The 13671-nt window shown below is 69.4% G+C and carries 10 protein-coding genes; 7 read left to right on the top strand and 3 right to left on the bottom strand.

What is annotated here, in order from left to right; all coding sequences use genetic code 11:
* Window positions 1-13 precede the first annotated feature (13 nt).
* From N536_RS0127000 to N536_RS0126985, 4 genes are all read left to right on the top strand, one after another.
* Window positions 14-739 carry an MBL fold metallo-hydrolase gene (locus tag N536_RS0127000; RefSeq protein WP_029116465.1) on the top strand — a complete coding sequence of 242 codons (726 nt, stop codon included), beginning with the start codon at window positions 14-16 and terminating at the stop codon, window positions 737-739.
* A gap of 172 nt (window positions 740-911) precedes the next feature.
* Entirely contained in the window at window positions 912-1910 is a 999-nt protein-coding gene (locus N536_RS0126995; protein WP_029116464.1) for a DUF2235 domain-containing protein, read from the top strand.
* Window positions 1911-2051: 141 nt separating this feature from the next.
* Window positions 2052-2906: a hypothetical protein gene (locus tag N536_RS0126990; protein WP_029116463.1), complete on the top strand. Its 855-nt coding sequence runs from the start codon at window positions 2052-2054 to the stop codon at window positions 2904-2906.
* Window positions 2907-2978: 72 nt separating this feature from the next.
* Window positions 2979-3695 carry a crotonase/enoyl-CoA hydratase family protein gene (locus tag N536_RS0126985; RefSeq protein WP_029116462.1) on the top strand — a complete coding sequence of 239 codons (717 nt, stop codon included), beginning with the start codon at window positions 2979-2981 and terminating at the stop codon, window positions 3693-3695.
* On the opposite strand, the gene N536_RS0126980 is transcribed toward N536_RS0126985, so the two are convergent.
* The 3 genes from N536_RS0126980 to N536_RS0126970 all read right to left on the bottom strand — a co-directional run bounded on the left by N536_RS0126980 (window position 3692) and on the right by N536_RS0126970 (window position 5295).
* A complete protein-coding gene (locus tag N536_RS0126980; RefSeq protein ID WP_029116461.1) occupies window positions 3692-4228 on the bottom strand; it encodes a M15 family metallopeptidase in 537 nt (178 codons plus the stop codon). The two genes, N536_RS0126985 and N536_RS0126980, sit on opposite strands and share 4 nt — an antisense overlap.
* A gap of 69 nt (window positions 4229-4297) precedes the next feature.
* Complete coding sequence (usfY, locus tag N536_RS0126975; protein ID WP_029116460.1) at window positions 4298-4609, bottom strand: protein UsfY; 312 nt, start codon at window positions 4607-4609, stop codon at window positions 4298-4300.
* An 80-nt stretch (window positions 4610-4689) separates the two neighbouring features.
* The gene (locus N536_RS0126970) at window positions 4690-5295 is read right to left on the bottom strand and encodes an HD domain-containing protein (protein WP_029116459.1); all 606 of its coding nucleotides are present in this window, start codon (window positions 5293-5295) and stop codon (window positions 4690-4692) included.
* Window positions 5296-5335: 40 nt separating this feature from the next.
* On the opposite strand from N536_RS0126970, the gene recC reads away from it, so the two are divergent.
* Genes recC through recD form a run of 3 tightly spaced genes read left to right on the top strand, consistent with a single transcriptional unit; the run spans window position 5336 to window position 13655 of the window.
* Window positions 5336-8623, top strand: a complete 3288-nt coding sequence (gene recC, locus N536_RS0126965; RefSeq protein WP_029116458.1) for an exodeoxyribonuclease V subunit gamma — start codon at window positions 5336-5338, stop codon at window positions 8621-8623.
* Window positions 8623-11922, top strand: a complete 3300-nt coding sequence (gene recB, locus N536_RS0126960; protein WP_029116457.1) for an exodeoxyribonuclease V subunit beta — start codon at window positions 8623-8625, stop codon at window positions 11920-11922. The genes recC and recB overlap by 1 nt, the downstream gene beginning before the upstream one ends.
* Window positions 11919-13655, top strand: coding sequence for an exodeoxyribonuclease V subunit alpha (recD, locus tag N536_RS0126955; protein WP_081809392.1), 1737 nt, complete (start codon window positions 11919-11921; stop codon window positions 13653-13655). The genes recB and recD overlap by 4 nt, the downstream gene beginning before the upstream one ends.
* The last annotated feature ends 16 nt before the right edge of the window (window positions 13656-13671 follow it).

Genomic DNA, 13671 nt, shown 5'->3' with positions numbered 1-13671 from the left:
CTAGTCTTGGCGCATGGCTCGCCAAGAAGATGACGATCGGCTGTACTTCCGGCAGTTGCTGTCGGGCCGCGACTTCGCGGTCGACGACATGATCGCCCAGCAGATGCGCAACTTCTCCTACCTCATCGGCGACCGGGAGACGGGCGACTGCGTCGTCGTCGACCCCGCCTACGCCGCCAACGAGCTGGTCGACGCGCTCGAAGCCGACGGCATGCACCTGTCGGGCGTGCTCGCCACCCACCATCACCCCGACCACGTCGGCGGCTCGATGATGGGCTTCGAGCTGAAGGGCCTGGCCGAGCTGCTCGAGCGCGTCAGCGTGCCGGTGCACGTGAATTCCCATGAGGCGGACTGGGTTTCACGCATCACGGGCATTCCGCTCAGTGACCTCACCTCGCACCAGCACGGCGACAAGCTCAGCGTCGGTGCCGTCGAGATCGAGTTACTGCACACCCCGGGCCACACGCCGGGCAGCCAGTGCTTCCTGCTCGACGGAAAGCTCGTCGCCGGCGACACACTGTTCCTGGAGGGCTGCGGCCGCACCGACTTTCCCGGCGGCAACGTCGACGACATGTTCCGCAGCCTGCAGGCCCTGGCCCAGTTGCCGGGCAATCCGACGGTGTTTCCCGGACATTGGTATTCGGCTGAGCCGAGCGCATCGCTGTCCGAGGTGCGCCGCACCAACTACGTGTACCGCGCGAACGACCTGGATCAGTGGCGCATGGTGATGGGCGGCTGACGGCGCCCCGCTCTAGGCGCCAACTGCGACTGATTCCGTCGTCGCCACGCGTGCTCGGTGAGGAACCGTGGCGTTGGGTGCGCTTTCGTTGCTCAATCCGCAGACACGGGGAAGTTCAGTTGGGACACTGAACCGTCGAAGTGGTCAATTCCTGCGCCCGGGGGGTCGCGCGTTGAAGAACGTCGTGCTGTGTTTCGACCAGATTCGCCATCAGCCGGGAACCGGCGGCGACACCAATGCGACGGCACTGTTTGGGCTGCTCGAGCAGTCGGATGACCAGGTCGGCTGGCATCACACCGGGACGCCGCGGCGGGCCCGGCAACGCGACGCGGTCGCCGAAGCCCGAGCGACGATCGGCGACGGGTACGCGTTCGTCGTCCGGAATTTCGAGCCCGGCGACCGCCTGTTGGTGTTCGGCGCGGGCCGCGGCGGATTTTGCGCGCAGGCGTTGACCCGGTTGTTGGGGACCGTCGGCATCCTGCCGTCGCGGTGGCACGAATTGGTCGACTACGTCGTCTCCGCCTACGGCTTGCCCCGCACTCGACGGACCGCACCGGAGTGGGCCCGGGTCACGCGACTGGCCACCGAACTCAACAGCGGGCGTGAACCGGCCATCCCTGTTGCCTATCTGGGACTGTGGGACGCGCTCCGACCGTCGGCCCTGCCAACGCCGCCGACGGCGCCGGTGCACAACGTGGTCGCCGGGCGGCATGCAGTGGCCGTCGACGGCGGCTCGTTCGGCCATCGGTCGGTTCGGGTGCCATCGGACCGGGTGGAGCAAGTGTGGTTCCGCGGCGGGCACCGCGACGTCGCGGGCGGCGCGGGCGCGTGCGAGCCGTTGGCGCGCATCGCGCTCGACTGGATCCTCGATGGCGCTGTCGCGGCGGGTGGACTGCTGGGGGCCGACGAGACCGCCGTGCCATCCGCACCGAGCCAGACCGACGCGCTGGCCGGCAGTGCCCGCAACCTCCCGCTGCGACGGCTCCCCGTGGACGCCCATGTGCACGCCAGCGTCGACGTCTATCTGCGCGCGCATCCCGAGTACTGGGGCCGTCTACCCGAGCGCATCGTGTGGTCCGACCAGGATTGGCTGGCCCGCGGTGAGCGCCTGGTCGCGTCCACTGCGGCACCGGCCGGGATGCCCGCCGAACTCGCGGACGTCGCGTCCTGAGCCGACCGGTTACCGAGCACCAGGAGACCGTGCGCGGTACCGTATTGGGCGGACCGCCAGCAAACTGAGTTGGCCAGTGTTTCCGGATCTGCCAGCGAAGCGCTAGGGTCTGAGCAAACCAATCGACCACACGAGGGCGCAGTGGACTGGATGAGCGATCGCTGGGGCGATCTGAGCAACCTGGGATCTGGAAGTTGGCTGGCAATCGCGGCATGGGCCGCGGTCGTGCTCGGCGTCGTCGTACTTTTCTACGCCCATCGCCAGATCAAGAAGAATCGCCAGGTCAAGACCGAGCAGATCCGACCGCAGGTGGCGATGTTCATGGAGCCGCACGCCGCCGATTGGCACGTCATCGAACTCGTCGTACGGAACTTCGGCCAGACCGCTGCCCACGACGTGCGCTTCGAGTTCACCAACCCACCGACCGTCGCCATCTACGAGGACAACGTCGCCGACAGGCAACCCGACGTCGCCGAACTGGACCTCCCCAGCGAACTTCCGTTCCTCGCGCCCGGGCAGGAATGGCGAACGGTGTGGGATTCGGCGATCAGCCGTGAACAGCTGGGCGGGTCCATCCGGTCCCGCTTCGACGGCACGCTGACGTACTTCGACCACCCGCGGCCAGACAAGGACAAGGGCAAGAACAAGGGCGGTTCGCGGTTCTGGAACAAGCGCCAGGAGTTCCAGTCCAAGGTGTGCCTGGACTGGGCGACGCTGCAGCCCGTCCAGCGCCTCGAGCTGATGACCACCCACGACCTGGCGAAGCGGGAGAAGCAGAAGCTCGAACTGTTGCGCACGGTGCTCACCTACTTCCACTATGCGTCCAAGGAGACCAGACCCGACGTGTTCCGCGCCGAGATCGACCGGATGAACCGTGCGGTCGAGGAAGCTCAGGACCGTTGGCGCACAACGCAATTCGATCAGACCACGGAGCTGGACTTCCCGTGGATCGAGAAGAACGGTGCCGCGGGGCGTCACCACGCGAGCCTGGGGTGAGCGACGGCTCCCGTCGCTGAATAACGGCGTTAAGTAACATCGGCTCCGATATCCGCACTCGAGGGAGAGTCGATGAGCAGCACGGTCAACTACGAGCTGAATGAGTCGGTCGCGACGATCACGCTGGACGACGGCAAGGTCAACGTGTTGTCGCCGGCGATGCAGCAGACCATCAACGAGGCATTGGACCGTGCCGCGAAGGCCGCCGAGAACGGCGAGGTCAAGGCCATCGTGCTGGCAGGCAACTCGCGGGTGCTGAGCGCCGGGTTCGATCTGAGCGTGTTCGCCTCGGGCGACGCCGCCGCTTCGCTGGCGATGTTGTCCGGTGGCATCGAGCTGTCGATCCGGCTGCTGACGTTCCCGGTGCCGGTGATCATCGCCGCCACCGGCCCGGCGATCGCGATGGGCGGGTTCATGTTGCTGTCCGGCGATCATCGGGTGGGCTCGCCGAAGACGCGCTGCCAGGCCAACGAGGTGGCGATCGGCATGACGCTGCCGCTCTCGGCCATCGAGGTCATGCGAATGCGGTTGACGCGGACGGCTTTTCAACGCGCCGTCTCGATGGCGACGCCGTTCTCCGGCGACGCGGCCGTCGCAGCCGGGTGGCTCGACGAGATCGTCGAGGCCGAGAACGTCCTACCGAGGGCCCAACAGGTCGCTGCCGAAGCCGCCGCCACACTGCACGTGAAGGCGCACCTGGCCAGCAAGCTGAAGGCCCGCGACGACGCGCTTAAGGCGATTCGGGCCGGAATCGACCGGCTCCCAGCGGAAATCGCCGGCGCGGGTTAGCCCGTCGGCTCATACGAGCCACAGTGGTCGCACCCGCTCGGAGCCAGGTCGCGCAGCGCGGCGTGCGCCAGCTCGATGGCATCCGACGGCGTGCCCATGAACTCGAAGTGCATCCAGTCCCGCCGGTGCCCGTGGTCGCCGCCCCAGGCGAAGCCGTACCGGTTCCAGACCCGGGCCACGTGGGGCGGGAGACCCTGTGGGTCGCCTGTCGTCAACGGGTCGTCGCTTCCGTTGACGTCGACGTCGACCGCCCAGGAGTGGTTGAAGGCCGTGCTGGTGATGGCGATCGGATGGCGGTCGCAGCCGCCGCACTCGCCGGCGTTGAGAAGCGGGTAGTTGCCGCCGTCCTCGCGTTCCGTCCAGTCGATGAGCGTGCAGACGAGCGTGGCGAGGGCCGTGCGGACGGCGACTCGGATGCCGGAGCGGTCGGCGACGGCGGTGGCCACGTCGGCATTTGCTGCGCGACTGTGCCAGCGGCCTGTCCAGCCGCGGTGGCCGACGGTCGGTGCGTAGGCGTCAAGGTCGGTGAACATGACTCAATCGTCGACCCACCGACGGGCCGAGGCGTGAGTAGTCGGCTACTCGATTTCCGCTACACCGGGTTAGCTGGCGCGGTGATGCGTGTCGAGCTCGGGGTGCTCCACCAACCAACTTCGTTCGATGCGGTTCACCCTGCGGTGCTCCAGGGTGATCAATCCAAAGCCCGCCGTGACCACCGCCCCGCTCACCAACGCCAGCGGAAGCACCCACTGGGAGTTTCCGTACGCCGCGGCGGCGACGATGCCGGCGAGGCCCACTATTCCAATGGCGATCAAAATCAGTCCCGGAAACCACAGCGTGTCGATCATCGATTCGCCGGCATGCGGCATCGTCGTGCGGGAATGATCGACCGGATCGTGATGCGCGCCCTTCATCGCATCTCCCCTCATCGTTGAGATACTTCGAGGGTAGACCTGCCTCGGCCGCACTACCAGGTCTTTTGCCGGCAAAGTCCCTACGTCTTCGGCGCCGCGGCGACCGCCCCTTCCAGCTCGTCCAGCACCCGCCCGAGTTCGTCGACCAGCCACCCCGAATGCCGGGCCCGGTAGACGTCGAGCAGCGAGCGGTAATACCAGAGGTGCTGCTGCGGGTCGTGCATGCTGAACCGCGTCCACAGCGCCGGCCCGAGGTCGCGGTAATCACGCAGGATCGCCCTGGCGTTGTCGACCTTGTCGCACAACGACACCAGGATGGTGGCCTCCGACGTGTAGCCGAGATGGTCGACGTACTTCTTCTTGCGCTCCTGCCAGGGTGGCTTGGGCTCTTCGAAGGTGTCACTGCACTCGCCGACGATGGTGGCGACGTCGTCACCGAACTTCTCCCGGATCTCGGCCAGCGTCGCCTCGCCGCCCTGATCCTCGGCCGCGTCGTGCAGCAGCGCCGCGATGGCCTGCGTCTCGGTGCCGCCGCCTTCGATGACCAGGCTGGCCACCGACAGCAGGTGGCCGAGGTACGGGATGTCGCCACCCTTGCGGGTCTGCGTCCGATGCAGTTGCGAGGCGTACCCCAGTGCCTCGTCGAACCGTTCGGTCAGCTTCGGTGTGGCGGTTTGTTCCGGCATTCCCTCACCGTGTCACACGCACGCCCTATCGTGGCGACTGATGGCCCTGCACCTGCACCGCGGCGAGCGCACGGATCTATTGGCCGACGGTCTCGGTGCCCTCCTCGCCCAACCCCTCGACGATCCGTTCGCCACGGAGCTGGTCCTGGTTCCCGCGCGCGGCGTCGAGAGGTGGCTCAGCCAGCGCCTATCGCACGTCCTGGGTCGCGGCAGCGGGGCCGACGGGGTGTGTGCCGGCGTCGAGTTTCGGAACCCGCGCTCCCTGCTCGCCGAGATCACCGGCACCACCGATGAGGACCCGTGGGCGCCCGACGCCATGGTGTGGCCGCTGCTGGAGGTCATCGACGAGAGCCTCGACGAACCGTGGTGCAAGACGCTGGCCACCCACCTCGGCCGGTTCGAAACCAGCGACGAGGAGAAGGAGCTGCGGCTGGGGCGGCGCTACGCGGTGGCGCGCCGCATCGCCGGGCTGTTCGCCTCGTATGCCAGCCAACGGCCCGCGCTGCTCGTCGACTGGCTGGACGGCAACGCGGATCTGCCCAGCGACGTCGACTGGCAGCCACCGCTGTGGCGGGCCCTGGCCGACCGCGTGCAAGCCGATCCGCCGCACGTGCGGCAGCAGAAGACCGTTGCGCGCCTTCGGGAATCACCTCTTGACCTGCCGCCGCGGCTGTCGCTGTTCGGGCACACCCGGCTACCCTGCACCGAGATCGAGTTGATCGCGGCGCTGGCCACCCACCACGATCTGCACCTCTGGCTGCCGCATCCCAGCGACGCGTTGTGGCGCACGCTTGGCGGCCTGCACGGTGCGATTCCGCGTCGCGACGACACCAGCCACCGTTCGGTGGGCCATCCCCTGTTGGCCACGCTTGGCCGGGATCTGCGCGAGTTGCAGCGCGGGCTGCCCGCCGAGGTCCGCACCGACGAGCACCTCGACGGCGGCGACCACCCTGACACGCTGCTGGGTTGGCTGCAATCCGACATCGCCTCCAATTCCGTTCGGGCACAGGGTCGTTCGCTCGCCTCGCGCGACCGGTCAGTGCAGGTGCACGCATGTCACGGGCCGGCCCGCCAGGTCGACGTGCTGCGGGAGGTGCTGCTCGGCCTGCTCGCCGACGATCCGACGCTCGAGCCCCGCGACATCCTGGTGATGTGCCCCGACATCGAGACCTACGCGCCGCTGATCAACGCCGACTTCGGGCTCGGTGACGTGCTGCACGGCGCACACCCCGCCCACCAGTTGCGGATGCGTCTCGCCGACCGCTCACTGGTGCAGACCAACCCGTTGCTCGGCGTGGCGACACAACTGCTGAGCCTGGCGGGCAGCAGGGTGACGGCCAGCGAGGTACTCAACTTCGCACAGGCCGCTCCGGTGCGGGCGCGGTTCGGCTTCACCGACGACGACCTCGAGGACGTCACCGGCTGGGTGCGTCAAGCCAACGTCCGCTGGGGATTCGACCAGGAGCACCGCAGGCCTTACGGCGTCGACTTCGTGCACAACACTTGGCGTTTCGGGATCGACCGGGTGCTGGCCGGCGTCGCGATGTCCGACGACGCGCACGCGTGGATCGATTCCACGCTGCCGCTCGACGACGTCAGTAGCAACCGCGTCGAGCTGGCCGGGCAGCTCGCCGAGTTCGTCGACCGCCTGCAGCGGACGGTGTCCTCGCTCACCGGTGCTCGCCCGCTGCGGGACTGGTTGGCGGCACTGACCGACGGCATCACGATGCTGACCCGGATCGACGATGCCGACGCCTGGCAGACCAGCCAGATGGACCGCGAGTTCGGCGACGTGCTGGCCGACGCCGGCGCCAGGGCCTGCACGATCATGCGGCTGCCGGACGTGAAGGCGCTGCTCGAACGTCACCTCGCGGGCCGGCCGACCCGTGCCAACTTCCGCACCGGCACGCTGACGGTGTGCACCATGGTGCCGATGCGCTCGGTGCCGCACCGGGTGGTGTGCCTCGTCGGCCTCGACGACGGCGTCTATCCGCGGCGGGGCGTCGTCGACGGTGACGACGTGCTGGCCCGCAACCCGATGACCGGCGAGCGCGACATCCGTTCGGAGGACCGGCAATTGCTGCTCGACGCCATCGGCGCGGCGACCGAGAAGCTGGTGATCACCTACACCGGCGCCAACGCCTATTCGGGTCAGCCCCGTCCGCCTGCGGTGCCACTGGCCGAGCTGCTGGACACACTGGACGCCACCACGCAGGAGTGCGTCCGCGACCGAATCGTCGTCCGACATCCGTTGCAGCCCTTCGACATCCGCAACGTCATCCCCGGGCGTCTGGTGCCCGAGGTGCCGTTCACGTTCGACTCGACCGTGTTGCGGGCCGCGCGGGCCAGCGCCCGCGAGCGCTCGGAGCAGCCCAAGTTCATCTCCGGTCCGCTCCCGCCGCTGCCTGCCGACGACGTCGCACTCGCCGATCTGGTCGCGTTCTTCAAGGATCCGGTGAAGGGCTTCTTCCGCGCGCTGGAGTACACGTTGCCGTGGGACGTCGACGGCGTCGAGGACGAAATGCCCGTCGACATCAACGCGTTGGAGGAATGGACCGTCGGCGACAGGATGCTCACCGACATGCTGCGCGGCATGACACCCGACCAGGCGCGCCAGGCCGAGTGGCGGCGCGGCACGCTCCCGCCCGGCCAACTTGGCTGGCGCAAGGCAACGGAGCTGCGCGACCAATCCGACCTGCTGGCGACGGCCGCACGCCGGTACCGGAACACGACCGCGCAGGCCTACGACGTCGACGTCGAGCTCGGCGCGGGGCGCCGGTTGACCGGCACGGTGTCCCCCGTCTTCGGCGACCGGCTGGTCTCGGTCACCTACTCCCGGCTGGACGGCAAGCACCTGCTGGAGTCGTGGATTCCGTTGTTGGCGTTGTTCGCCCGCGATTCGCGGCGCGACTGGTCGGCCGTCTGCATCGGCCGGCCGAAGCGCGGCACCACGCCGCGCCAGGAGGGCATCGGGCGCCCGCAGGAACCGGCCGTCGACGTGCTGCGGGAGCTGGTCGCGATCTACGACGCCGGCAGGCGCGAGCCACTTCCGTTGCCCATCAAGACGTCCTACGCCTGGGCGTGTGCCCGCGACAGCGGTGACGACCCGCAGCAGGCGGCGACGTACCGGTGGAAGTCGAACGATCGCTACCCCGCCGAGGATCAGGACCGCGCACAGGTGCGGGCGTGGGGCCGCGGCGCACCGCTCACCGACCTCATGCAGCCCATCCGGCAGGGCGAGGAGTACGACGGTGAGAACAACCGGCTCGGTGCGTACGCGGCACGACTGTGGCTGCCGATGCTGCGCGCGGATCGGAGCCGGGACTGATGGACCGCTTCGACCTGAGGGACCCGCTACCCGCGGCCGGCTCCACCACGGTGCTCGAGGCCAGCGCCGGCACCGGCAAGACCTTCGCGTTGGCCGGGCTGGTGACGCGCTACGTCGCCGAGGGCGCGGCGACGCTCGATGAGATGCTGCTCATCACGTTCGGCCGCGCCGCCAGCCAGGAGCTGCGCGAACGGGTCAGGGCTCAAATCACCGAGGCGGCAGCCGCTTTCGACGATCCTTCGCTGGCCGGCGACAACGAGCTGGTCGCCTACCTGCTGGAGGGCAGCGACGCCGACCATGCGGCGCGGCGGCAACGGCTGCGCGACGCCCTTGCGGGGTTCGATGCGGCGACCATCGCCACCACGCACCAGTTCTGCCAGCTGGTGCTGAAGTCGCTGGGCGTTGCGGGCGACTCCGATGCGGGGGTGACGCTGGTCGAGAGCCTCAACGACCTGGTGACCGAGATCGTCGACGACCTCTACCTCGCCCACTTCGGGCAGCAGCGCGACGACCCCGAGCTGTCCTACGACGACGCGCTCAAGCTGGCCCGCGAGGTGGTGAACAATCCCGCGACCGAGCTGCGGCCCATCGACCCGAAGCCCGACTCGCGCGCCGCGGTGTGCATCGACTTCGCCAAACACGTTCTCGCCGAGCTGGAAACACGCAAACGGCGGATGGGGATCTTGGGCTACGACGACCTGCTGACGCGGCTGGCGAAGGCGCTCGTGGCCGAGCAGTCGCCAGCCCGGGTCCGGATGCACCAACGCTGGCCCATCGTCATGGTCGACGAGTTCCAGGACACCGACCCCGTGCAGTGGGAGGTGATCGACCGCGCGTTCAGCGACCGGTCGACGGTGATCCTGATCGGCGATCCGAAGCAGGCGATCTACGCGTTCCGCGGCGGCGACATCGTCACCTACCTGCGGGCCGCCGAGACCGCAGGGAACAAGAAGACACTGGGCACCAACTGGCGCAGCGACGCCGCGCTGGTGGACCGGCTGCAGGCGGTACTGCGCGGCGCCGAGCTGGGCAACCCGGCGATCGTCGTGCACGACGTGGAGGCCAACCATCGGGGCACCCGGCTGGTCGGCGCCCCGCGCGGCGAGCCGTTCCGGCTGCGGGTGGTGCAGCGGGCGACGTTCGGCCGCCGCGGAATTCAGAACCTGAGCATCGACGACCTGCGCACCCACATCGGCAAGGACCTGGCCAACGACATCGGCGCGCTGCTGGGCAGCGGCGCGACGTTCGACGGCAAACCGGTGGCTGCGCGCGACATCGCGGTGATCGTCGAGAAGCACAAGGACGCGCGCGCCTGCCAGCGGGCATTGGCCGCCGCGGGCATACCGTGCGTCTACACCGGCGACTCCGACATCTTCGAATCGGAGGCCGCCGACGATTGGCTGGCGCTGTTGGAGGCGTTCGATCAGCCGCATCGTGCGGGCGTGGTGCGGGCTGCCGCGGCGACGATGTTCTTCGGCGAGACCGCCGAGACGTTGGTGGCCGGTGGCGACGCGCTGACCGACAGGATCGCGGAGACGTTGCGCGAGTGGGCCGGTCACGCCCGCGAGCGTGGCGTCGCGGCCATCTTCGAAGCCGCCCAACTGCGCGGCATGAGCGGCCGCGTGCTGTCGTGGCGCGACGGGGAGCGCCACATGACCGACCTCGCTCACATGACGCAGCTGCTGCAGGACGTCGCGCACCGCGAGCACTTCACGCTGCCCGCGCTGCGGGACTGGCTGCGCGCCGAGCGCGACGACCGCGGTGGCAGCACGGAGCGCAACCGTCGGCTGGACAGCGACGCCGCGGCCGTGCAGATCATGACGGTGTGGGTGAGCAAGGGCCTGCAGTATCCGATCGTGTACCTGCCGTTCGCATTCAATCGCAATGTGCAGGAACGCGATCTGATCCTGTTCCACGACGGCGACACCCGGTGCCTGCACGTCGGCGGCAAGGACAGCGCCGACTACCACGAGGTCGAGAAGCTGGGCCGCGCCGAAGCCGCAGGCGACGACAGCCGGTTGACCTACGTAGCGCTGACCCGTGCCCAGTCCCAGGTGGTGGCGTGGTGGTCGCCGGCGTTCGACGAGCCGAACGGCGGGCTGTCGCGGCTGCTGCGGGGGCGTCGGCCCGGCGAAGCCACGGTGCCCGATCGCTGCGTGCCCGCCAAGATCAGCGATGACGACGCCATGGCCCGGCTGCGCGAGTGGGCGGACGCCGGCGGGCCGGTGCTCGAGGAGTCGGTGCTCACCCCCGCACCCGCGGTGCTGCCGGACCCCGTCCCGGCCAACCTGGACGCTCGGCACTTCCACCGCTCCATCGACACCACGTGGCGGCGCACCTCCTACTCGGGGCTGATCCGCGTCACCGAAACACCCGGTGTGACAAGCGAACCCGAGGTCGTCGAGCTCGACGACGAAGTAGCCGACATCCCGCTGGTGGAGCCGGCGGCAGGGCCGAGCGTCCCGTCGCCCATGGCCGACCTTCCGACCGGCGCGAAGTTCGGCACCCTGGTGCACGCGGTGTTGGAGACGGCCGACCCGTTGGCGCAGGACCTCGCCGCGGAGCTGGAGGCGCAGATCCGCGAGCAGCTGGTCTGGTGGCCGGTCGACGTCCCGGCCGCCGACCTGGCCGCGGCGCTGGTGCCGATGCACGACACCCCGCTGGGACCACTGGCCGGTGACCTGACGCTGCGCCAGATCGGACTGCCGGACCGGCTGCGCGAGTTGGACTTCGAATTTCCGCTCGCCGGTGGCGATCTGAGGGCGGCCGCGCCGGACATCCGGCTGGCGGACGTCGGGGACTTGGTGCGGAAGCATCTGGCGGCGAGCGATCCGTTGGCGCCGTACGCCGACCGGCTGATGAGCGACGTGCTGGGCAACCAACCGCTGCGGGGTTACCTCAGCGGGTCGATCGACGCGGTGCTGAGGATCCCCGACGGTCCCGGGCACCGTTACGTGGTCGTGGACTACAAGACCAACTGGCTCGGCGACGGCGACGAGCCACTCACGGCGGCCGACTACGGCCGATCCCGAATGGTGGAGGCCATGCTGCACTCCGATTATCCGCTACAGGCGTTGCTGTACAGCGTTGTGCTGCACCGGTTCCTGCGCTGGCGACAGCCGGGATACGACCCCGACCGTCATCTCGGCGGCGTGCTGTACCTGTTCGTGCGCGGCATGTGCGGCCCGGAAACCCCGGTGGTCGACGGGCATCCCGCCGGGGTGTTCGACTGGCAGCCGCCGACGGCGCTGATCGTTGCGGTGTCCGATCTGCTCGATGCGGGCAGGGCCGCCGCGTGACCTCGGTCGAGACGGTGGACGCCGCCGACTGGCGCCGGGCAGCGGGCGCAACTGGACTGTTGAAGTCGTTCAACGACGCCGGGGTGATCGACTCGTCGGATGTCCTTGTCGCACAACGACTCACGGCGATGGTGGCCGAGACCGACGAACGGGTCGCACTCGCCGTCGCCTTCGTGGTCCGCGGCTTGCGGGGCGGCTCGGTGTGCGTCGACCTGCGGTTGCTCGAGGCGCAGGTCGACGTCCCCGACCTGCCCTGGCCCGCCGCCGAGGACTGGCTCGCGGCCGTCGCGGCCAGCCCGCTGCTCGCGGCTCCGCACGTGCTGCGCACCCAGGGTGAGCTGCTCTACCTCGACCGGTACTGGCGCGAGGAACGCCAAGTCGCCGACGACCTGCTCGCGATGAGATCCATCGCTGCGGCGGCGGCGACCGACGTGGATCGGTTGTTCCCTGCAGGGTACGAGGAACAACGCCAGGCCGCCGAGCTCGCGCTGTCGCAACGGCTCACGGTGCTGACCGGTGGGCCGGGAACGGGCAAGACCACCACGGTCGCGCGGCTGCTGGCGCTGCTGGCAGCTGAGGGGTCGTCGCGGCTGCGCATCGCCCTGGCAGCCCCCACCGGGAAGGCGGCGGCGCGACTGCAGGAGGCCGTGCAGGCCGAGATCGACGCGCTGGAACCCACTGACCGGCAACGGCTTTCCGGGCTGCACGCCACGACGCTGCACCGGCTCTTGGGCAGCCGGCCGGACAGTTCGTCGCGGTTCCGGCACCACCGGGGCAACCGGCTTCCGCACGACGTCATCGTGGTCGACGAGACGTCGATGGTGTCGCTGACGATGATGGCCCGGCTGCTGGAGGCGGTGCGGCCGGAGGCGCGGCTGCTGCTGGTGGGCGATCCCGACCAGTTGGCGTCGGTGGAGGCGGGCGCGGTGCTGGCCGATCTGGTCGAGGGTCTCGGCGGCCGGGATGACGTGCGGATCGCGGAGCTGCGGACGTCGCACCGCTTCGGCGAGTCGATCGGCGCGCTGGCGTCGGCGATCCGCGGCGGTGAGGCGGACTTGGCGATCGAGGTGCTGCGGGCCGGCGGGGACCACATCGAGTGGATCGACGCGGAGGATCCGAGCGCCGCACTGCGCAAAGTGCTTCAGCCGCATGCGCTTCGGCTGCGCGAGGCCGGTGTGCTCGGCGACGCCGGCGCGGCACTGCGGACGCTGGCCGAGCACCGGCTGCTGTGCGCGCACCGGCGCGGGCCGCACGGCGTGCAGCACTGGAACCGTCAGGTGGAGCGGTGGCTCACCGAGGCGACCGGCGAACCGATCTGGTCATCCTGGTACGCGGGCAGGCCGGTGCTCGTCAGCGCCAACGACTACGGGTTGGGCCTCTACAACGGCGACACCGGCGTGACGGTGGTTGGCCCGAACGGGCTGCGCGCGGTCATCGCGGGCGCCGAGGAGCCGGTGACGTTCGCGACCAGCCGGCTGTCGGAGGTCGAGACGATGCATGCGATGACGATCCACAAGAGCCAGGGCTCGCAGGCGGCCGAGGTGACGGTGCTGCTACCGCCGGTGGACTCACGGTTGCTGACGCGGGAGCTGTTCTACACCGCGGTGACGCGGGCGAAGGCGAAGGTCCGGGTGGTGGGGTCGGCCGACGAGGTGCGCGCGGCCATCGAGCGGCGGGCGGTGCGGGCGTCGGGCCTGGCGCTACGGTTGGGCGGGGCCGAACCGGTCGCCTGACCATGAGTCCGATTGC

Source organism: Mycobacterium sp. URHB0044, assembly GCF_000620625.1.
In the GTDB taxonomy this organism is placed as follows: Bacteria; Actinomycetota; Actinomycetes; order Mycobacteriales; family Mycobacteriaceae; genus Mycobacterium.
Note: the sequence above shows the minus strand (reverse complement) of the source record. Positions and strands in the feature narration are given on the sequence as shown.